Source organism: Pseudomonas sp. P8_229 (genome assembly GCF_034008635.1).
Classification (GTDB): Bacteria; Pseudomonadota; Gammaproteobacteria; order Pseudomonadales; family Pseudomonadaceae; genus Aquipseudomonas.
Genome location: NZ_CP125378.1, coordinates 1,584,500 through 1,605,693 on the forward strand (window position 1 = coordinate 1,584,500; position 21,194 = coordinate 1,605,693).

Below are 21,194 nucleotides of genomic sequence, written 5' to 3' on the forward strand. Positions count from 1 at the left end.
GTGGGAGCGAACCTGCTAGCGAATGCGCTGTATCTGTCACAGCAGTGGTGACGGGTGGATTGCTTTCGCGAGCAGGCTCGCTCCCACAGGGGGACGGTGTGAAGCCTGAAATCCGGGCAATAAAAAAACCCGCCTGCTCATCGCAGGCGGGTTTTTTCGTTACAGGGGTAAGGCTGGCTTACATCATGCCGCCCATGCCACCCATGCCGCCCATGTCTGGCATACCGCCGCCAGCACCGCCGTCTTTCTTCGGCGCGTCAGCAACAGCGGCTTCGGTGGTCAGGATCAGACCGCCGATCGAGGCTGCAGCTTGCAGAGCGGAACGGGTTACCTTGGTTGGGTCCAGGATGCCCATTTCGATCATGTCGCCGTATTCGCCGGAAGCAGCGTTGTAACCGAAGTTACCTTTGCCGTTCTTCACTTCGTTGACGACTACGCTTGGCTCGTCACCGGAGTTGGCAGCGATCTGACGCAGCGGCGCTTCAACAGCGCGACGCAGTACAGCGATACCGACGTTCTGGTCAGCGTTGTCGCCGGTCAGTTCGGTCAGGGCTTCCAGAGCACGGATCAGCGCAACGCCACCGCCAGGTACCACGCCTTCTTCAACGGCTGCACGGGTAGCGTGCAGGGCGTCTTCAACGCGGGCCTTCTTCTCTTTCATTTCTACTTCGGAACCAGCGCCAACCTTGATCACTGCAACGCCGCCGGACAGTTTGGCCAGACGCTCTTGCAGTTTTTCACGGTCGTAGTCCGAGGAAGTTTCAGCAACCTGGGCGCGGATCTGAGCGATACGCGATTCGATGTCGCCTGCAACGCCAGCACCGTCAACGATGATGGTGTTTTCCTTGGAGATGGTCACACGCTTGGCGCTGCCGAGGTTTTCCAGGGTAGCTGCTTCCAGGCTCAGGCCGATCTCTTCGGAGATAACGGTACCGCCGGTCAGAACAGCGATGTCCTGCAGCATGGCCTTGCGACGGTCGCCGAAGCCAGGAGCCTTCACGGCTGCGACTTTGACGATGCCACGCATGTTGTTCACTACCAGAGTCGCCAGGGCTTCGCCTTCAACGTCTTCGGAAACGATCAGCAGTGGACGGCCGGCTTTGGCAACGGCTTCCAGCACTGGCAGCATTTCGCGGATGTTCGAGATCTTTTTGTCGACCAGCAGCACCAGTGGGTTGTCCAGTTCGGCAACCATGGTTTCCGGCTTGTTGACGAAGTACGGGGACAGGTAGCCACGGTCGAACTGCATGCCTTCTACAACCGACAGTTCGTTTTCCAGGCCAGTGCCTTCTTCAACGGTGATCACGCCTTCTTTACCGACTTTTTCCATGGCTTCGGCAATGATGTCGCCGATGGAGCTGTCGGAGTTGGCGGAGATGGTGCCGACCTGAGCGATTGCCTTGGTGTCAGCGCATGGCTTGGACAGGGCTTTCAGCTCTTTGACGATCGCGATGGTCGCTTTGTCGATACCGCGCTTGAGGTCCATCGGGTTCATGCCGGCAGCGACGGCTTTCAGGCCTTCGTTGACAATCGACTGAGCCAGAACGGTAGCGGTGGTAGTACCGTCACCAGCGTCATCGTTGGCACGGGAGGCAACGTCTTTGACCAGCTGCGCGCCCATGTTTTCGAAACGATCTTCGAGTTCGATTTCTTTGGCGACGGAAACGCCGTCCTTGGTGATGGTCGGAGCGCCGAAGCTCTTCTCGAGGATCACGTTACGGCCTTTCGGGCCCAGGGTCGCTTTTACCGCGTCAGCCAGAACGTTGACGCCTTTGAGCATCTTGGAGCGGGCGGCATCGCCGAACTTAACTTCTTTAGCAGCCATGATCGATATTCCTTAAATACTTTGTAGTAGCGGGAAAATGAGCGGGAAATCAGCCTTCCAGTACAGCGAGAATCTCGTTCTCAGCCATTACCAGCAGGTCTTCGCCGTCGACTTTCACAGTGTTGCTGCCGGAGTAAGGACCGAACACAACCTTGTCGCCGACTTTAACGGCCAGCGCACGCACTTCACCGTTTTCCAGGGTCTTGCCCGGGCCAGCAGCGACGATCACACCGTGGTTGGCTTTTTCAGCAGCCGAACCTGGCAGGACGATACCGCCAGCGGTTTTCTTTTCTTCTTCGCTGCGACGGATGACGACGCGGTCATGCAGAGGACGAAGCTTCATTGTCGATCTCTCCTAATTGTGGTTTTCATCGGCCGGTGTAGTCCCGGCGGGTTTAACAAATCCGGCCTGCGCCGGTTGCGGTTCGTCGAGCGAGCCGCGGAAGTCTGTCCGACTCAAATGTCGGAAACCTTTCGGTGACCGATACATAAGGGCGCATAAGCTTATTACAAGGGCGGGGGCAGAAAATTTTTCATCGATTTGCCCCTTGAATGCCGCGCATAAAGAAACGGCACCCGAAGGTGCCGTGTCGATGCAGGGGTTACTTGCTGTCGCGATGTTCGAACTCGCCTTCGATCACATCACCCTCGCGGCCCAGAGGCTGGCGCGGTGCAGGACCGCCGCGGGGTTGCAGGTCGTCGGCGAACGCACGCTGACGAATCGCTTGTTCTTCAGCACGCTGGCGCATTTTGTTTGCCAGCAGACGACGGCTGAACGGCAACAGCATCACCAGACCGACCACGTCGCTGACGAAGCCCGGCAGGATCAACAGGCCGCCGGCCAGTGCCAGCATCAGGCCTTCAAGCATGGTCTGCGCGGGCAGTTCACCGCGGTTCAGGCTTTCACGGGCACGCAGTGCCGTGGCCAGTCCGGCGACGCGCAGCACGAACACGCCGAACATCGAGCCGAGAATGATCAGCAGCAGGGCCGGGAAAAACCCGATAGCCCCTGCCACTTTGACGAATACGAACAGCTCCAGCACCGGAAACAGCAGAAAGAGCAACAAAAAAGGGCGCATCAAAGATTCCTCAACGCAAGAAATGCCTTGCAGTAAGCATTAGATGACGTCGCCCTTTCGTGAATTCAAGCGTCGGCCACTGCATTTTTTGGCCAGACCTCGGCGTGAGCCAGAGAAACCAAGGCTTCGCGCACTTGTATCGGCGTATGACAAGGCGCTTGAAACGGCAACCAGTACAGCGCCTGACCGATGCGCAGGTGCATGCCTTCGCTGTCGATCCCGGCCAGTTGTGCCGGCACGGTTTGCGGCAGGCCGGTCAATTCCACGTAGTGCGCAATGGCTTTGGCATGATCGCTGTTCATGTGCTCGACCATGCTGATCTCGGCCTTGCCGGCGAACGGGTTGGCCAGTGTCAGTTGATCGACCCAGTGAATCGCACCGAAACCGCCGATGTAGCGATGACGCACCGGATTGAGCACCCAGAAGTCGAAGTCATGGGCCTTGTGATAGTTCTGCGAATCGGGGAAATAACGGTAATAACGCTCGGCGGCAGCTTCAATGGCGAGCGGATCCTCGAGCTTTTGCGCTTCGGCCAGATAGGTCAGGCGACCAACGGCTTGAACGTCATCGGCCTCGCGTTCGCCGACCAGCAGCGAACATTTCGCGTCCTTTTGCAGGTTATGGGTGTGCTGGGCGATGCGGCTGATCAGGATCAGCGGGCGGCCCTGCTCGTCCAGGCAATAGGGAACCACGGAGCCAAACGGGAAGCCGGGCATCGATTTGGAGTGGGTGGACAATACGCCACGGTATTCCTTGAGAAGCAATTCTCGGGCATTCTTGGCCGCTTCAACGCTCAATTTATGACTCCTTATATAGAATCCGTCGAAAAAACGGACAGGCGCCTGGGGATAAGTCCCGGTCACGCCATCGGGCAATGCGCATGTGCAATCGGGCCACACCCGCTGCAGATCGAGCGGCGCCAATAACAAAAACCACTCAGACCGGCTATCGGGGCATGCGAATGCAACTCAACGACAAAGTAATCATTATCACCGGCGGTTGCCAGGGTTTGGGCCGTTCCATGGCCGAGTATTTCGCCGGCAAAGGCGCGAAGCTGGCCCTGGTGGACCTGAATCAGGAAAAACTCGACGACGCGGTAGCCGCCTGCAAGGCCAAGGGTGTCGAGGCGCGCAGCTATCTGTGCAACGTGGCCAATGAAGAACAGGTTGAGCACATGGTCGCCCAGGTGGCCGAAGACTTTGGCGCGATCCATGGCCTGATCAACAACGCCGGGATCCTGCGTGACGGCCTGCTGCTCAAGGTCAAGGACGGCGAAATGACCAAGATGAGCCTGGCCCAGTGGCAGGCGGTAATCGACGTCAACCTGACCGGCGTGTTCCTGTGCACCCGGGAAGTCGCGGCGAAAATGGTCGAGCTGAAGAACAGTGGCGCGATCATCAATATCTCGTCGATCTCGCGCGCCGGTAACGTTGGCCAGACCAACTATTCCGCGGCCAAGGCCGGTGTTGCTGCGGCGACCGTGACCTGGGCCAAAGAGCTGGCACGCTATGGCATTCGTGTGGCGGGTATCGCGCCGGGCTTCATCGAGACCGAGATGACCCTGGGCATGAAGCCCGAAGCGCTGGAGAAGATGACGTCGGGGATTCCGCTCAAGCGCATGGGCAAACCGGAAGAGATCGCCCATTCGGCGGCGTATATTTTCGAAAACGACTATTACACCGGGCGAATTCTGGAGATGGATGGCGGGTTGCGGATCTAGAGCGTCACCACAAACAACTGTGGGAGCGGGCTTGCTCGCGAATGCGGTGGATCAGACAACTGATGGGTTGAATGACACACCGCATTCGCGAGCAAGCCCGCTCCCACAATGGATTGCATTCAGTCAGCTAATCAATCGTCGCTGATGGTGATCAATCACTACACCGGGCGGATTCTGGAGATGGATGGCGGGTTGCGGATCTAGAAGCGTCACCACAAAACAACTGTGGGAGCGGGCTTGCTCGCGAATGCGGTGGATCAGACAACTGATGGGTTGAATGACGCACCGCATTCGCGAGCAAGCCCGCTCCCACAATGGATTGCATTCAGTCAGCTAATCAATCGTCGCTGATGGTGATCAATCACTACACCGGGCGGATTCTGGAGATGGATGGCGGGTTGCGCATCTAGCAGCGTCACCACAAAACAACTGTGGGAGCGGGCTTGCTCGCGAATGCGGTGGATCAGACAACTGATGGGTTGAATGACACACCGCATTCGCGAGCAAGCCCGCTCCCACAATGGATTGCATTCAGTCAGCTAATCAATCGTCGCTGATGGTGATCAATCACTACACCGGGCGGATTCTGGAGATGGATGGCGGGTTGCGGATCTAGAAGCGTCACCACAAAACAACTGTGGGAGCGGGCTTGCTCGCGAATGCGGTGGATCAGACAACTGATGGGTTGAATGACGCACCGCATTCGCGAGCAAGCCCGCTCCCACAATGGATTGCATTCAGTCAGCTAATCAATCGTCGCTGATGGTGATCAATCACTACACCGGGCGGATTCTGGAGATGGATGGCGGGTTGCGCATCTAGCAGCGTCACCACAAAACAACTGTGGGAGCGGGCTTGCTCGCGAAGGCGGTGGATCAGACAACTGATGGGTTGAATGACGCACCGCATTCGCGAGCAAGCCCGCTCCCACGATGGATTGCATTCAGTCAGCTAATCAATCGTCGCTGATGGTGATATTCGGCATCGCCGGCGTCGCCGCTTCCTGCAACACAATCCGCGCGCCGACATGGCGGGCCAGTTCCTGGTAGACCATGGCGATCTGGCTGTCCGGCTCGGCGATCACCGTCGGCTTGCCGCCATCGGCCTGTTCGCGGATCAGCATCGACAGCGGCAGCGAGGCCAGCAGTTCGACGCCGTACTGAGTCGCCAGCTTCTCACCACCGCCCTCACCGAACAGATGCTCGGCATGACCGCAGTTCGAGCAGATGTGCACCGCCATGTTTTCCACCACGCCCAGCACCGGAATGTTGACCTTGCGGAACATTTCCACGCCTTTGCGTGCGTCCAGCAACGCCAGATCCTGCGGGGTGGTGACGATCACGGCGCCGGCCACCGGGACTTTCTGCGCCAGGGTCAGTTGGATGTCGCCGGTGCCTGGCGGCATGTCGATCACCAGATAGTCCAGATCGCCCCACGCGGTTTGCGTGACCAGTTGCAGCAACGCGCCGGAGACCATCGGCCCACGCCAGACCATCGGCGTGTTGTCGTCGGTCAGGAACGCCATCGACATGACTTCGACACCGTGGGCCTTGAGCGGCACGAACCACTTCTGGTCCTTGACCTCAGGACGGGTGCGCTCGGGGATGCCGAACATGATGCCCTGGCTCGGGCCATAGATATCGGCATCGAGAATCCCCACCTTGGCGCCTTCGCGGGCCAGGGCCAGCGCGAGGTTGGCGGCGGTGGTCGACTTGCCCACACCACCCTTGCCGGACGCCACGGCGACCACGTTCTTGACGTTGGCCAGCCCCGGAATCTGCGCCTGGGCCTTGTGCGCAGCGATCACGCTATTGACCTCGACCTTGGCAATGACCACGCCATCGATATTCTCGATGGCCAGTTGCAGCAATTGCGCCCAGCCGCTCTTGAACAGACCGGCGGCGTAGCCGATTTCCAGCTGAACCTTGACGCGGTCGCCATCGATCTCGATGTTCTTCACGCATCCGGCGCTGACCGGGTCCTGGTTCAGGTAAGGGTCGGTGTATTGGCTGAGGACGGCTTCCACCGCTGCGCGAGTGACGGCGCTCATGGGCAACTCCGATAACAAGACTGGGAAAAGATGGCGGGTATCGTACGCTGGACGCAGATTTGTGGCGAACTGATTACTTGAGCCCGTTAACCCCTGTGGCGAGGGGTTTTATCCCCGATCAGCTGCGAAGCAGTCGCAAAACCATCACCCGCGGTGTGTCTGATAGGCCCTGACATCTGGTTTGGGGGCGGCTTCGCCACCCATCGGGGATGAATCCCCTCGCCACAAATGCTCTCAAAGTAGGCAGCGGCACAGGGGTGAAAAATATGCGCCGGCGCTTTATAGTGGCCGACCTCCGTTTCATCAAGTAGCGAAGCCCCACATGTCCGAACCACGCAAGATCCTCGTCACCAGCGCCCTGCCCTACGCCAACGGTTCGATTCACCTTGGCCATATGCTGGAATACATCCAGACCGATATGTGGGTGCGCTTCCAGAAGCATCGCGGCAACCAGTGCATCTATGTCTGCGCCGACGACGCCCACGGTTCGGCGATCATGCTGCGCGCGGAAAAAGAAGGCATCACCCCGGAACAACTGATCGCCAACGTGCAGGCTGAACACAGCGCCGACTTTGCCGAGTTCCTCGTTGATTTCGACAACTTCCACTCCACTCACGCTGAAGAAAACCGTGAGCTGTCGAGTCAGATCTACCTCAAGCTGCGTGACGCCGGGCACATCGCCCAGCGCTCGATCACCCAGTATTTCGACCCGGAAAAGAAAATGTTCCTGGCCGACCGCTTCATCAAGGGCACCTGCCCGAAATGCGGCACCGAAGACCAGTACGGCGACAACTGCGAAAAATGCGGCGCGACCTACGCCCCGACCGATCTGAAGGATCCGAAGTCGGCCATCTCCGGCGCCACCCCGGTGCTCAAGGATTCCCAGCACTTCTTCTTCAAGCTCCCGGACTTCCAGCAGATGCTGCAGACCTGGACCCGCAGCGGCACCCTGCAGGACGCCGTTGCCAACAAGATCGCCGAGTGGCTGGATGCCGGCCTGCAGCAGTGGGACATCTCCCGCGATGCGCCGTACTTCGGTTTCGAGATCCCGGACGAGCCAGGCAAATATTTCTACGTGTGGCTGGACGCGCCGATCGGCTACATGGCGAGCTTCAAGAACCTGTGCAACCGCACGCCGGAGCTGGACTTCGACGCGTTCTGGGGCAAGGACTCCACCGCCGAGCTGTACCACTTCATCGGCAAGGACATCGTCAACTTCCACGCCCTGTTCTGGCCAGCCATGCTCGAAGGCGCCGGCTTCCGCAAGCCTACCGGGATCAACGTGCACGGCTACCTGACGGTCAACGGCCAGAAGATGTCCAAGTCCCGCGGTACTTTCATCAAGGCCCGTACTTACCTGGATCACCTGTCGCCGGAATACCTGCGCTACTACTACGCGGCCAAACTGGGCCGTGGCGTCGATGACCTCGACCTGAACCTCGAAGACTTCGTGCAGAAGGTCAACTCCGACCTGGTCGGCAAAGTGGTCAACATCGCCAGCCGTTGCGCCGGTTTCATCCAGAAAGGTAACGGCGGCCTGCTGGTCGACAACAATGCCGCGCCAGAGTTGACCGAGGCTTTCCTCGCGGCTGCGCCAGGCATTGCCGACGCCTATGAAGCCCGCGACTTTGCCCGCGCCATGCGTGAAACCATGGCCCTGGCCGACCGCGCCAACGCGTGGATCGCCGACAAGGCCCCATGGTCGTTGAACAAGCAGGAAGGCAAACAGGATGAAGTCCAGGCGATCTGTGCCACCGCCATCAACCTGTTCCGCCAACTGGTGATCTTCCTCAAACCGGTGCTGCCGCTGCTGGCCGCCGATGCGGAGGCGTTCCTCAACGTCGCCCCGCTGACCTGGAACGACCACACCACGCTGCTGGCCAACCACCAGTTGAACGAATTCAAGCCGTTGATGACCCGCATCGACCCGGTAAAAGTACAAGCCATGAGCGACGCCTCGAAAGAAGACCTGACCGCCAGCCAGACCGACACCGGCGCTGCCGCACCTGCGGGCAACGGCGAACTGGCCAAGGATCCGCTGTCGCCGGAAATCGACTTCGACGCTTTTGCCGCCATCGACCTGCGCGTCGCCCTGATCGTCAAGGCCGAGCACGTGGAAGGCGCCGACAAGCTGCTGCGCCTGACGCTGGACATCGGTGACGAGCAACGCAACGTGTTCTCCGGGATCAAGAGCGCTTACCCGGACCCGTCCAAGCTCGACGGTCGCCTGACCATGATGATCGCCAACCTCAAGCCACGAAAAATGAAGTTCGGCATCTCCGAAGGCATGGTGATGGCCGCCGGTCCCGGCGGTGAAGAAATCTACCTGCTGAGCCCGGACAGCGGCGCCAAGCCGGGTCAACGCATCAAGTAAGGCCCAGCGGTAAAACGATCCCACAGGCATGTTCCGCAGGCCTGTGGGATTTTTCATATCTGGCCGGATAATGCCTAACCTTAAGAGACACTCGCCCGTTTCGCTGGCAGAACCATGACCGAACTTGCGCTTACGCTGATCAGTGCCGCCCTGCTCAACAACTTCGTGTTGCACTGGCCGCTGGGCGTCGATCCGTTGTTGGCCGGCAGCCGCCGCCAGGTGCATGCGTTGGGGCTGGCGACATCGTGCCTGATGCTGGTGACGGGCGTTACCGGTCACGCGATCTGGCATTGGCTGCTGGTGCCGTTGCAACTGCAGGCACTGCACCTGTTTGTGTTCCTGCCGCTCAGCGTGTTGCTGATCGCGCCGATGCTGAAACTGCTGGCGCGCTGGCTGCCTGACTGGCCCTTCGACGGACTGTGGCCGCTGTTGCTGGGCAATGCCGGCGTGCTGGGCCTGGCCTTGATCAATGCGCAAAATGATCGAGGCTTGTTGCAGGCAACGGCGCTGAGCATCGGCGCCGGGCTGGGTTTCTGGCTGGTGCTGAGCCTGTTCCGCGATTTGCGTGAGCGCACGGCCGACAACGACATTCCCCTGCCCTTTCGCGGCCTGCCGATCGATCTGATCGGCGCCGGACTGATCGCAGTGATTTTTCTCGGATTCAGTGGACTGATCAAAACATGAGTCTGATTCAACTCATCGATGCCCTCCTGCCGCAGACCCAATGCGGCAAATGCGGTCACCCCGGCTGCAAGCCCTATGCGCAAGGCATCGTCGACGGCGAACCGATCAACAAATGCCCACCGGGCGGCGACGAAACCATTGCCGCCCTGGCTGAGCTGTTGAATGTGCCGGTGCTGGAGCTGGACATCAGCCGGGGTTCGGCACCGCCACAAGTAGCCTACATCCGCGAAGCCGAGTGCATCGGCTGCACCAAGTGCATTCAGGCCTGCCCGATCGATGCCATCGTCGGCGCCGCGAAACTGATGCACACCGTGCTGATCGACGAATGTACCGGTTGCGACCTGTGCGTGGCGCCCTGCCCGGTCGATTGCATCGAGATGCATCCGCTGCCGCTCGGCACCTTGCCGGTGGTCGGCGGTCTGGCGTCCAGCCTGGAAGAGCAACGCGCGCGCACCGCCAAACGTGACCATGCTCGCCAGCGCTTCGAACGACGCAACGCCCGCCTGCAACGCGAAGAACAACAGAAACAGGCTGAGCGCGAAGCCCGGGCGCAACGTGCAGCGCAACCGGCTGTGGCAACCCTCGATCCGGTACAGGCGGCCCTGGAACGCGTGCGCGCGCAGAAAGCCGCGACCGCCGACGCGGCGCTGAAAAAAGCCAGGATTGATGTCGCCATGAGCCGCGCGCAGTTGCACAAATCGCTGAAAGCCTTCGGCCATCCACCGACGTTCGAACAGCAGTCGCAACTGATTGTATTGCAACAGCAGTTCGAAGCTGCCGAACAGGCGTTGGCAAAACTCGAAAGCAGCGCCCCCAGCGCACCAGCAACTGCGACCCCGGCTCCGGCTCCGGCGAAAGACGCGGACCTGAAACGAGCAAAAATCCAGCTGGCCATGCGCCGCGCCGAACTGAAAAAGGCCCAGACCGCCGAGGCGCCGCCGGAGCAGATCGCCACGCTGGAACAGGCCTTGCGTGACGCCGAGCAGGCGCTTCACGCTGCCGAAGCCGCCAGTGAGCAGCCGGCACCTGACCTCATGCGCGTGGAAAAACGTCCGATCGACAGCCAACTGCGCCAGTTGAAAACCGAACTGGCCTACGCCCGCGCCGACCTGAGCAAACTCGAACGCCGCGCCGACACACCGAGCGAAGTCCTCGACAAGGCCCGCGCCCGTCTGCACGACGCCGAGCGTCAGGTACACGACCATGTCGCCCCGTGACGCACCGGATGATCGCCTGCAACAGGCGATGAAACAGGTGCTGCTCGCCACGCTGCCGGGGCTGCTGGCGTTGTTCTGGCTGTACGGCTGGGGCGTGTTGATCAATCTGCTTCTGGCGGCGAGCACCGCGTTACTCGTCGAGGCAGGCGTCACCCGCCTGCGCCGACAGCCGCTGCAACCGACGCTGAGCGACGGCAGCGCACTGGTCAGCGCCACCCTGTTGGCGGCGGCCCTGCCGCCTTATTGCCCGTGGTGGTTGACCGTTATCGCGATCGCTTCGGGCCTGCTGTTCGGCAAACACCTGTACGGTGGCATCGGCAAGAATCCGTTCAATCCGGCCATGCTCGGCTTTGCGCTGGTGATGGTGCTGTTCCCGCAACCGATGACGCACTGGCCCGCGCACGGCATGAATCTGCTGGCAGCGTTTGAACAGGTTTTCAACCCGGGTCAGGCGCCGGACGCCTGGGTCCAGGCCACGGCGCTGGACAGCCTGCGCATCAACAAAAGCCTGACGATGGATGAGCTGTTCGCCGCCAGCCCGGCGTTCGGGCATTTCGGCGGACGCGGCGTTGAGTGGGTCAATCTGGCGTTTCTCGCCGGGGGGCTGTTGCTGTTGCAACGCCGGGTGATTGGCTGGCAAGCACCCGTCGGCATGTTGGTCAGCCTGTTTGTCGTCAGCCTGCTCTTTTGGAACGGCTCGGGTTCCGACTCCCATGGCTCGCCGCTGTTTCATCTGCTGAGTGGAGCGACCATGCTCGGCGCGTTCTTCATCATTACCGAACCGGTGTCCGGCGCAAAAAGCCCGTTGGCCCGACTGCTGTTCGGCGTCGGTGTCGGCTTGCTGACCTACCTGATCCGCACATGGGGCGGCTACCCGGACGGCGTTGCGTTTGCCGTGTTGCTGATGAATCTCTGTGTGCCGGCGCTGGAACGCTTCGCCGCTGCCCGCCAGGCACGGGTGACCCCATGAACCGCGCGACCTCGGTCATCACGCTGGCGCTGATAGCCGCTGCCGGTCTCGGCCTGGTCTATGGGGTGCAACGCGCCAGTGCGCCGCAGATTGCCATCGAGCAACACCTGCTCGACAGTCGCAAACTGCTGGATGTACTCACCGCCGACGCTTACGACAATCAGCCCCTGGAGCAACCGCTGGCGTTGGTTGACACGACGTTGCGCCGCAGCACGCTGCTGGGTGCTTACCGCGCCAGCAAAGCCGGGCAACCGGTGGCGGTGTTGTTGCGTACGCAGACCGAGGGGTATGCCGGCGCTATCGAATTGCTGATCGCCATTGATACCAATGGCAGACTGCTGGGCGTTAAAACCCTGCGGCAAAACGAAACGCCGGCGCTCGGCGGGCACGTCGGCGACTGGCCGAACAACTGGCTGGCAGGTTTTTCCGGAAAATCTGGCAGTGCACCCGATGATGCGGGCTGGGCATTGAAAAAGGATCAGGGACAGTTCGACCAGTTGGCGGGCGCAACCATCACTTCCCGTGCCACCGTCGATGCCATCCATGACGCCCTGCGCTACTTTGATGAGCACCGGTCAACCTTGCTGGGGATCGCACCATGAAGCGGCCGACGAATCCGGGCAACGCCTTGATGCTGGCGCTGTTGTTGGGCACCAGCACCACACTGGCCGGCGCGCTGGGGATGCTGTTGATGTCGAGCGTTGTCGTGACGATTTACGCGGTGTGTATCGCTCCACTGCGTTCACGACTGCATGACAGCGCCGCGTTGCTGGCCAGCTTGCTGCTGGCCGCCACCCTGACCAGTTGCGCGAATATCCTCGCGCAGCGCTGGGCGTTGCAGTGGCACCAGACACTCGGCCTCTATGCCGGGCTGATCGCCTTGCAGTGCGTGGTGCTGGAATACAATGGATTCTTTCGTCAGGCGCTAACCGAACGCCTGAAGTTTTTTGGCCTGTCGAGTGGACTGCTACTGATGCTGGCGGTTTTGCGTGAGCTGTTCGGTCAGGGCCATCTCGGTCGTGGTCTGTCAGAGCACTGGCAAGGTCTGATCCTGTTCAACGAAGGGCTGCACCTGGTCACACTGGTTCCCGGCGCGCTCATATTACTGGGACTGCTGCTGGCTGCCCGCCAGGCATGGACTCGCTCGAACGCTCTCTCCAAGGAAACACATCACCCATGAATGCCGCAAAACGCCTTGAGATTTTTCGTCGACTGCATGAAGACAATCCCGAGCCGAAAACCGAACTGGCCTACTCCTCGCCCTTCGAATTGCTGATAGCGGTGATTCTGTCGGCGCAGTCGACTGACGTCGGCGTCAACAAGGCCACGGCCAAACTGTTCCCGGTTGCCAATACCCCGGCAGCGATCCATGCGCTGGGCGTCGAAGGGCTGTCCGAATACATCAAGACCATCGGCCTCTACAACAGCAAAGCCAAGAACGTGATCGAGACCTGCCGCATGCTGGTCGAGTTGCACAATGGTGAGATCCCGCAAACCCGTGAAGAGCTGGAAGCCCTGCCCGGTGTGGGCCGCAAGACCGCCAACGTGGTGCTCAACACCGCGTTTCGCCAGTTGACCATGGCGGTCGACACGCACATTTTTCGCGTGAGCAACCGCACCGGCATCGCCTCAGGTAAAAATGTGCTCGAGGTGGAAAAGAAGTTGATGAAGTTTGTTCCTAAAGACTACCTGCTGGATTCTCACCACTGGTTGATTCTGCACGGTCGCTACGTGTGCCTCGCCCGCAAGCCGCGCTGTGGCAGCTGTCGGATCGAAGATTTGTGTGAGTACAAACACAAAACCTCGGACGATTGAGTGGCTATTGGAATTATTGATTCGTCGATTGAAAAAATCTTTTTTACCCGCAGCAGGAATATCGATATAAGGAGCGCCAAAGGCAGTCTTAGCCTGGAGTTCACCTTATGACTGACAGCAAAGAACAACTGGATGTAGATGAGGATTTCACCGCTGCAGAAACCGACGACGCCGAACCGGTGGTCGAAGTCGCCAAGACCAACCTGAGCAAACGCCGCACCATCGATAACCTGCTTGAGGAGCGCCGACTGCAAAAGCAATTGGCCGATTACGATTTTGATCTCTGACACTTGAAAGCCTCCCGAACCGGAGGCTTTTTACTGTCTGAAGAACCTGCCACCGGGCATCCCATGATCCTTCGGCAGTCCGGACCATCAGACAAGCCCGTTGCGTTGTGCCAGCTCGATCAGGTCCACCAGCGACCGGGCGTTGAGCTTCAATAACAGACGAGTCTTGTAGGTACTGACGGTCTTGTTGCTGAGAAACATGCCATCGGCAATTTCCTTGTTGGTCTTGCCACGTGCCAATTGCTGCAACACCATCATTTCGCGCCCCGAAAGACGGTCCACCATATCGGACTCACTGGCATTCCCCAGGCTGGTACGCACGGTATGCAGGGCCTGGTTCGGAAAATAGCTGTAACCGGACAGCACAGCTTTGATCGCACTGAGCAACTCTGTCAGATCCTGTTGTTTACAGACATACCCCGCCGCACCCGACTGCATGCAGCGCATCGAAAAGTGCCCAGGCGCCTGCGAAGTCAGTACCAGAACTTTCAAGGGCATGGCTGTCGCGTTCAAGCGTGCAATAACTTCCAGACCATCCAGTTTCGGGATTCCAATATCCAGAATGACGATATCCGGCATCTGGTCGCGTGCAAGTTGTAACGCATCCACACCGTTATCTGTTTCGGCAATAACTTCGTAGCCATGACGTTCCATCAGCATACGCACAGCAAGACGAATGACGGGGTGATCATCCACGATCAGCACTTTATTCATGGGCAAGTCCAGTTTCGCTGTTCGAATTTTTAGAGCACGCACAATAGCGTAGTCGTCTACTGGGTGGCACATCAGAGCGATCCGGCACTTGCAGCGAAAGACATCCCCTACAAGCATTGAGGATTAATCCTACAAAAAACCTCTAGTTTGCTTGTGCGATTGAAAAAATATTCTCAACCTTCTCATTTCGCCGAGAAAATTTGCCGCGAAGTGTTTAAAGAACAGCCCCCTCCACTCAAACTTCAACTTGATTAAACACTTCCGACACCCAAGTCATCCAGCTGCGCCCCACAGCCTGCCTTGAGGGTTGCCATCTGTACTCACGGCACGAAACCCATAGCAACTTCATAATTTACAGTCAGAACATTACAAAACTTCTAACCAGTAACTTTACTTGCTATAAACACCCACAAGACTTACAACAAAAATTCTTCACCAAACACCCCACTAAACCTTCACTCGAAAGAATGAGCAAACTATAAGCATGCTGAAACTCAAAAGAAAAATCACTAATCCAATGACAGTCATCGCCATATTTGCGGTTATATCCGAAACCTCTGCGGCGGTATCCCTACCCTTTCTCGCCAACAAGGAGCGTGAAATCTACGTCTGGTTTTTGATCAGTTTCCCGGTTTATCTATTGTTTCTTTTTTTTGTCACGCTGAACTTCAATTACCGGTCCCTTTATGCGCCCTCTGATTTCGGCAAAGACAAGAACTTTCTCAAGGCCGGAAAAGGGAGCCTCGACAAGCGCCATCCCGGCAATAAATCGCATCACGAGGATAAAGCATCACAAGGCGGTGCAATCTACCGGCGCACACAGCCGCAAGCCCCAGGCCATGGTGGTGACATGCGGCGCCCTCATAGCGTGCCTGATCCTCCAGAACCCGACGCACTGCCCCATGCCATCCTTCAACACCTGATTCACTTGCCGGCCTCAAAGAGTGATTTGTGTTTTATCGATGCACGCCAGACAACGCTCAAGAGCGATCTTGCCGCCATTCTGGCAAACACCGGTTCCCCGCATAAGAGAGCGACACGGGTCATCGTGTTGCTGTCCTGCCACACGTCGAACGAGTTGCTCAAACGCCATGTGGCCCGGCAACTCAAACAGCCAAGGAAAGGCACGATCACAACGCTCTGTATTATTTACAACGTGTGTTCGCAGGAACTGACGATACTGTGAAAACGCTGACGCCAACCTGTATCTGTGAGCAGAACGATTGAAAACCGATAAGCCGTATCGACCAAACAACGCAAAAAAAATGGCGGCCTGTTCGAAAACAGAGCCGCCATTTCTTAATGCGCCTGACGGTATCAGAACAACTTGCGACCCTTGTTGGCAGCAATACGCATGCGCAGCGCGTTGAGCTTGATAAAGCCCGCCGCGTCGGCCTGGTTGTAAGCGCCACCGTCTTCTTCGAAGGTCGCGATGTTGGCGTCGAACAGCGAATCGTCGGACTTGCGGCCGGTCACGATCACGTTGCCCTTGTACAGCTTCAGGCGAACCACGCCGTTCACGTTGACCTGCGAAGCATCGATCATCTGTTGCAGCATCAGACGCTCCGGGCTCCACCAGTAACCGGTGTAGATCAGGCTGGCGTATTTCGGCATCAGCTCGTCTTTGAGGTGAGCGACTTCACGGTCCAGAGTGATCGATTCAATGGCGCGGTGAGCGCGCAGCATGATGGTGCCGCCCGGGGTTTCGTAGCAGCCACGGGACTTCATGCCGACGTAACGGTTCTCGACGATGTCGAGACGGCCGATACCATGAGCACCACCGATCTTGTTCAGCGTCGCCAGTACGGTGGCCGGGGTCATTTCGACGCCGTCCAGCGCAACGATGTCGCCGTTACGGTAGGTCAGTTCCAGATACTGCGGCTTGTCAGGAGCGTTCTCTGGCGAGACGGTCCAGCGCCACATGTCTTCTTCGTGCTCGGTCCAGGTGTCTTCCAGCACGCCACCTTCATAGGAGATGTGCAGCAGGTTGGCATCCATCGAGTACGGGGATTTTTTCTTGCCGTGACGCTCGATAGGGATCGCGTGCTTCTCGGCGTAGTCCATCAGCTTCTCGCGGGACAGCAGGTCCCACTCGCGCCATGGAGCAATCACTTTCACGCCTGGCTTGAGTGCGTAGGCACCCAGTTCGAAACGCACCTGGTCGTTGCCTTTGCCGGTAGCGCCATGGGAAATGGCGTCGGCGCCGGTTTCGTTGGCGATTTCGATCAGGCGTTTGGCGATCAGCGGACGTGCGATGGAAGTACCCAGCAGGTACTCGCCTTCGTAAACGGTGTTGGCGCGGAACATCGGGAACACGAAATCGCGCACGAATTCTTCGCGCAGGTCATCGATGTAGATTTCTTTGACGCCCATGGCCTGAGCCTTGGCGCGAGCCGGCTCGACCTCTTCGCCCTGACCCAGGTCAGCAGTGAAGGTCACCACTTCACAGTTATAAGTATCCTGCAGCCACTTGAGGATCACCGAAGTGTCCAGGCCGCCGGAATACGCCAGAACGACCTTGTTTACGTCCGCCATGCCATCACTCCACGGGGTTCTACGGAAAGCCGAGGAGTCTACCGCTCAAATGCGATAATTTACAGAGGCGCGACAGCTTAAGACGACAAAGCGACAGAATCTGTCGAGAGCGCGACGATGACCGGCGAGTCAGGAAGTCGCCGCAGCATTGGCAGGCGTACTGGCTTGCGGCGCTGGAGCGGTGGTCGGTGCCACCCGAGCCAGCTTCACGCTGACCCGACGATTCTTCGCCCGGTTGGCCGCGCTGGTGTTCGGAACCAGCGGGTATTGCTCGCCATGGAAGCGCACGGTGATCTGCGATTCAGCGATGCCGTTGGCCTTGAAGAAGTCGACTACCGCCAGTGCGCGGCGACGCGACAGTTCGCGGTTGGTCAGCCGGTTGCCGCTGTTGTCGGAATGGCCGTCGAGTTCGATGTGATTGACCGTCGGATCGGCCTTCATGTACTCGAGCATCACTTGCAGCCTGGCCTTGGCGTCGGCATCCAGATCGGTGCCTTCGCCAGGGAAGCCTATCTGCGACTGTTTGACCTGATCGAAATTCTGCGGCAGCAATTTCGCCACACACGTCTGGTATTCGTTGAAAGCCTTGCTGAACTTGACGGGCAACAGGCGCACTTCAGACACCCTGCCATCCCCGGAAGCACGGCGCACCACCGGGCTGCGACCGTCGAGCAAACCGCTGATCAAGCCACCGGCCTGAGATTGCGAACTGTTGAACAGCACATTGCCGGTGCCGATCCTGACACTGCCCAGATTGATATCGTTGCGTCCTGGCTGCCATGGCGCCGCCGCCGCGAGCAAGGTCGCCGAACCACCGCCGAGCATGGCGTTGAACGCGTTCAGGCGAAAAGTCGCCTGCTCGCCGGCCTTGCGCACGAACTGGCCCGAGCCGAAATCGGTGATCGGCTGGGTCAGACGGCACTCGAACTTGTCGCCCTCGACCGTCCACTCAATGTTCTCCAGACGAGTCTGGTAGGTCAGCGCCATCGCGGGGAGGCTGGCAAACACACTGAGCAAGGCTAAATATCGCTGGCGCACGGGAGGCTCCATTGGCTTCTGTAACACAAAGACCGATTCACACTATGTTTACGGCATACCTACGGGATATCGGAAGGTTCCTGCAAAACTTGATAGCGAGTGCCTGCAAGAGTCTTTTCCGGTAGCATTCCCCTCAGTTTGACCCGCCTGGAATCCCCTCATGTCCGACCGCCTGACCCTGCTGCGTCCCGACGACTGGCACATTCATCTTCGCGATGGTGCCGTGTTGACCAATACCGTTGCCGATGTTGCGCGCACCTTTGGCCGCGCCATCATCATGCCCAACCTGGTACCACCGGTGCGCAACGCCGCCGAAGCCGACGGCTATCGCCAGCGGATTCTCGCTGCCCGCCCGGCCGGCAGTCGCTTCGAACCGCTGATGGTGCTGTACCTCACCGACCGCACCCAGCCCGAAGAAATTCGTGAGGCCAAGGCCAGCGGTTTCGTGCACGCTGCCAAACTGTACCCGGCCGGCGCCACCACCAACTCCGATTCCGGGGTGACCAGCATCGACAAGATCTTCCCGGCGCTGGAAGCCATGGCCGAAGTCGGCATGCCGCTGCTGATCCACGGTGAAGTTACCCGTGGCGATGTCGACGTCTTCGACCGCGAAAAGATTTTCATCGATGAGCACATGCGCCGTGTGGTCGAGCGTTTCCCGACGCTCAAAGTGGTGTTCGAACACATCACCACCGGCGACGCCGTGCAGTTCGTCAACGAGGCTTCGGCCAACGTCGGCGCAACCATCACCGCGCATCACCTGCTGTACAACCGCAACCACATGCTGGTGGGCGGAATCCGGCCGCACTTTTACTGCCTGCCGATCCTCAAGCGTAATACGCATCAGGAAGCCCTGCTCGACGCCGCCACCAGTGGCAGCGCGAAATTTTTCCTCGGTACCGACTCGGCGCCACACGCCCAGCACGCCAAGGAAGCCGCCTGCGGCTGCGCCGGCTGCTACACCGCCTACGCCGCTATCGAGATGTACGCCGAAGCGTTCGAACAGCGTAATGCACTGGACAAGCTCGAAGCGTTCGCCAGCCTCAACGGCCCGCGCTTCTATGGCCTGCCGACCAACACCGATCACATCACCCTGGTTCGCGAAGAATGGACCGCCCCGACCAGCCTGCCATTCGGCGAGCTGAACGTTATCCCGCTGCGCGCCGGTGAAAAACTGCGCTGGCGCCTGCTGGAGGAACACGCGTGAGTGAAGACCATTTCGACGACGAACTGGACGGTCAAGGTGGCGGCGGCGGTTCCCGTCATCCAATGGCAGCGCGCTTTCGCGGTTACCTGCCGGTTGTCGTTGACGTAGAGACCGGGGGCTTCAATTCGGCCACCGACGCTCTGCTGGAGATTGCCGCGACCACCATCGCCATGGATGAAAAGGGTTTCGTTTACCCGGACCACACCTATTTCTTCCGCGTTGAGCCATTTGAAGGCGCCAACATCGAAGCAGCGGCGCTGGAATTCACCGGGATCAAACTCGATCATCCGCTGCGCATGGCGGTCAGCGAAGAGACCGCACTGACCGACATCTTCCGTGGCATTCGCAAGGCACTGAAAGCCAACGGCTGCAAACGGGCGATCCTGGTCGGCCACAACAGTAGCTTCGACCTTGGCTTCCTGAATGCCGCGGTGGCCCGACTGGACATGAAGCGCAACCCGTTTCATCCATTCTCCAGCTTCGACACCGCGACGCTGGCTGGCCTGGCGTACGGTCAAACGGTGCTGGCCAAGGCCTGTCAGGCCGCCGACATCGACTTCGACGGCCGTGAAGCGCACTCCGCGCGTTACGACACCGAGAAGACGGCCGAGCTGTTCTGCGGCATCGTCAACCGCTGGAAACAGATGGGCGGCTGGGAAGATTTCGACGACTGATCCTCGTTCGGGCGAAACCCGCGCATAAAAAAACCGGCCACGTGGGCCGGTTTTTTGTTTAATGCTTATAGAGCTTAAATTCTCGATCAATCCACATAACATAAAAAATTCGATCGTTCTTGTATCCCACCATCGCTACGCGCTCAAAAGCCCGAAACACCAACAATCTGACATCATCTGTCAAAAATGGTGGGATCCCCACTTTCAGGCTGTTTCTTTCGATCGTCTCACAGCCATATCGATGTCTATGCTCTTGACGAAGATCCCTCCAAGGCATTTTCCCAAGGATTCTAAGTCGCTCAAGCATTTTTGACCGCTCGACGACCTCGCAATCTTGAATACACCAACCATTCTGCAGAAATTCAAATGAGAAAACCGGAGGCTTGGCTTCAGACGTATCGATCTCAACGGGTGCTGTCCTTGCCTTGACTTTACCCGCTGGTTCGCTTTCCCTGCGCTTTAACTTTCCCATTTGTCAGTTCACCAAATGATCCCGGAAATACTCCTGCATGTCGCTGGTTGGAATTTCTCTACTAAATTCTCCTTCCTTGAAGTGCTTACGCCAAGGCATCTCTTCATGTGTCAACTGTCGAAGCTTCCATGCCGAGAACTGACCATAAACATCAAACACCTCGTTGAGCAGACTTTGTTGTTCTGCAGTGAAAACACCGGGATTGAAGTCATTTGGTAGAGGAATGGGACCGGAGCCAAACTGGCTAAACTTACGATACAAATCCGGCACCACCGGTCCGTGCATCCATGCTTCCAACTTTTCAGGAAAAAGAGCTTTTCCATGGAGGGCCAGGCTGAATCCCTGAGCGTAATAGACCAGTTTTTGGATTTTGAGATTGGAAATCTCACCATCCTGCCCTTCCAAGCAAAGGAAATAATCCGCAACATCCAAGCTACTAGGCATTTGAATCCCCTTGTATATCATGCAAGTCCTTTGCATTTTCCATATCTAAAATGAGGCGCGATTCTGACCAAGTCAACAACAGTCGTCAA

The 21,194-nt window shown here is 58.5% G+C and carries 22 protein-coding genes; 12 read left to right on the top strand and 10 right to left on the bottom strand.

All coding sequences use genetic code 11. The features are described 5' to 3' along the window. Positions 1-178: 178 nt before the first annotated feature. The 4 genes from groL to QMK55_RS07130 form a co-directional block, all read right to left on the bottom strand. Entirely contained in the window at positions 179-1,825 is a 1,647-nt protein-coding gene (gene groL / locus QMK55_RS07115; protein WP_102354962.1) for a chaperonin GroEL, read from the bottom strand. A gap of 49 nt (positions 1,826-1,874) precedes the next feature. After that, positions 1,875-2,168 carry a co-chaperone GroES gene (locus QMK55_RS07120; protein ID WP_003227685.1) on the bottom strand — a complete coding sequence of 98 codons (294 nt, stop codon included), beginning with the start codon at positions 2,166-2,168 and terminating at the stop codon, positions 1,875-1,877. Positions 2,169-2,427: 259 nt separating this feature from the next. Next, positions 2,428-2,904 (bottom strand): FxsA family protein, encoded by a 477-nt coding sequence (locus tag QMK55_RS07125; protein ID WP_102354961.1) that lies wholly within the window; start codon positions 2,902-2,904, stop codon positions 2,428-2,430. A 65-nt stretch (positions 2,905-2,969) separates the two neighbouring features. Beyond that, on the bottom strand, positions 2,970-3,701 hold the full coding sequence (locus QMK55_RS07130; RefSeq protein WP_320328940.1) for a HugZ family protein: 732 nt from the start codon (positions 3,699-3,701) through the stop codon (positions 2,970-2,972). A gap of 164 nt (positions 3,702-3,865) precedes the next feature. Here QMK55_RS07130 and QMK55_RS07135 point away from each other — a divergent pair, with 164 nt between their 5' ends. Further along, complete coding sequence (locus QMK55_RS07135) at positions 3,866-4,624, top strand: SDR family oxidoreductase (protein ID WP_016773416.1); 759 nt, start codon at positions 3,866-3,868, stop codon at positions 4,622-4,624. Positions 4,625-5,579: 955 nt separating this feature from the next. On the opposite strand, the gene apbC is transcribed toward QMK55_RS07135, so the two are convergent. Continuing rightward, positions 5,580-6,674: an iron-sulfur cluster carrier protein ApbC gene (gene apbC, locus QMK55_RS07140; RefSeq protein WP_102354959.1), complete on the bottom strand. Its 1,095-nt coding sequence runs from the start codon at positions 6,672-6,674 to the stop codon at positions 5,580-5,582. A gap of 322 nt (positions 6,675-6,996) precedes the next feature. On the opposite strand from apbC, the gene metG reads away from it, so the two are divergent. From metG to QMK55_RS07180, 8 genes are all read left to right on the top strand, one after another. Continuing rightward, on the top strand, positions 6,997-9,048 hold the full coding sequence (metG, locus tag QMK55_RS07145) for a methionine--tRNA ligase (RefSeq protein WP_102354958.1): 2,052 nt from the start codon (positions 6,997-6,999) through the stop codon (positions 9,046-9,048). 114 nt (positions 9,049-9,162) lie between these two features. Further along, positions 9,163-9,732, top strand: coding sequence for an electron transport complex protein RnfA (locus QMK55_RS07150; RefSeq protein ID WP_102354957.1), 570 nt, complete (start codon positions 9,163-9,165; stop codon positions 9,730-9,732). Beyond that, positions 9,729-10,949 carry an electron transport complex subunit RsxB gene (gene rsxB, locus QMK55_RS07155; RefSeq protein ID WP_320328941.1) on the top strand — a complete coding sequence of 407 codons (1,221 nt, stop codon included), beginning with the start codon at positions 9,729-9,731 and terminating at the stop codon, positions 10,947-10,949. Before QMK55_RS07150 ends, rsxB begins: the two co-directional genes overlap by 4 nt. Further along, positions 10,936-11,919 carry an RnfABCDGE type electron transport complex subunit D gene (locus QMK55_RS07160; protein ID WP_320328942.1) on the top strand — a complete coding sequence of 328 codons (984 nt, stop codon included), beginning with the start codon at positions 10,936-10,938 and terminating at the stop codon, positions 11,917-11,919. Before rsxB ends, QMK55_RS07160 begins: the two co-directional genes overlap by 14 nt. Beyond that, entirely contained in the window at positions 11,916-12,521 is a 606-nt protein-coding gene (locus tag QMK55_RS07165) for an RnfABCDGE type electron transport complex subunit G (RefSeq protein WP_102354954.1), read from the top strand. The genes QMK55_RS07160 and QMK55_RS07165 overlap by 4 nt, the downstream gene beginning before the upstream one ends. After that, entirely contained in the window at positions 12,518-13,099 is a 582-nt protein-coding gene (locus QMK55_RS07170) for an Rnf-Nqr domain containing protein (RefSeq protein ID WP_320328943.1), read from the top strand. The genes QMK55_RS07165 and QMK55_RS07170 overlap by 4 nt, the downstream gene beginning before the upstream one ends. Further along, on the top strand, positions 13,096-13,734 hold the full coding sequence (gene nth, locus QMK55_RS07175) for an endonuclease III (protein ID WP_320328944.1): 639 nt from the start codon (positions 13,096-13,098) through the stop codon (positions 13,732-13,734). Before QMK55_RS07170 ends, nth begins: the two co-directional genes overlap by 4 nt. A 107-nt stretch (positions 13,735-13,841) precedes the next feature. Next, positions 13,842-14,021, top strand: a complete 180-nt coding sequence (locus QMK55_RS07180) for a PA3496 family putative envelope integrity protein (protein WP_102354951.1) — start codon at positions 13,842-13,844, stop codon at positions 14,019-14,021. Between the two features lie 87 nt (positions 14,022-14,108). Here the strand turns inward: QMK55_RS07180 and QMK55_RS07185 are convergent, their stop codons facing one another. Next, positions 14,109-14,735, bottom strand: coding sequence for a response regulator transcription factor (locus QMK55_RS07185; protein ID WP_064588995.1), 627 nt, complete (start codon positions 14,733-14,735; stop codon positions 14,109-14,111). 484 nt (positions 14,736-15,219) lie between these two features. Between QMK55_RS07185 and QMK55_RS07190 the strand changes: the two genes are divergently transcribed. Next, the gene (locus QMK55_RS07190) at positions 15,220-15,921 is read left to right on the top strand and encodes a hypothetical protein (protein WP_102354949.1); all 702 of its coding nucleotides are present in this window, start codon (positions 15,220-15,222) and stop codon (positions 15,919-15,921) included. Positions 15,922-16,052: 131 nt separating this feature from the next. Here QMK55_RS07190 and QMK55_RS07195 read toward each other — a convergent pair whose 3' ends face one another. After that, positions 16,053-17,270, bottom strand: coding sequence for an argininosuccinate synthase (locus QMK55_RS07195; RefSeq protein ID WP_102354948.1), 1,218 nt, complete (start codon positions 17,268-17,270; stop codon positions 16,053-16,055). Between the two features lie 129 nt (positions 17,271-17,399). Continuing rightward, positions 17,400-18,308: a flagellar protein MotY gene (locus tag QMK55_RS07200; RefSeq protein WP_102354947.1), complete on the bottom strand. Its 909-nt coding sequence runs from the start codon at positions 18,306-18,308 to the stop codon at positions 17,400-17,402. 160 nt (positions 18,309-18,468) lie between these two features. Here QMK55_RS07200 and pyrC point away from each other — a divergent pair, with 160 nt between their 5' ends. Beyond that, positions 18,469-19,515, top strand: a complete 1,047-nt coding sequence (gene pyrC, locus QMK55_RS07205) for a dihydroorotase (protein WP_102354946.1) — start codon at positions 18,469-18,471, stop codon at positions 19,513-19,515. Further along, positions 19,512-20,189: a ribonuclease T gene (gene rnt / locus QMK55_RS07210; protein ID WP_007963973.1), complete on the top strand. Its 678-nt coding sequence runs from the start codon at positions 19,512-19,514 to the stop codon at positions 20,187-20,189. Before pyrC ends, rnt begins: the two co-directional genes overlap by 4 nt. A gap of 58 nt (positions 20,190-20,247) precedes the next feature. Here rnt and QMK55_RS07215 read toward each other — a convergent pair whose 3' ends face one another. Both QMK55_RS07215 and QMK55_RS07220 read right to left on the bottom strand, forming a co-directional pair. Beyond that, positions 20,248-20,661, bottom strand: coding sequence for a hypothetical protein (locus QMK55_RS07215; protein ID WP_102354945.1), 414 nt, complete (start codon positions 20,659-20,661; stop codon positions 20,248-20,250). Between the two features lie 3 nt (positions 20,662-20,664). Continuing rightward, positions 20,665-21,105, bottom strand: a complete 441-nt coding sequence (locus QMK55_RS07220) for a Panacea domain-containing protein (RefSeq protein WP_178082097.1) — start codon at positions 21,103-21,105, stop codon at positions 20,665-20,667. Positions 21,106-21,194: the final 89 nt, after the last annotated feature.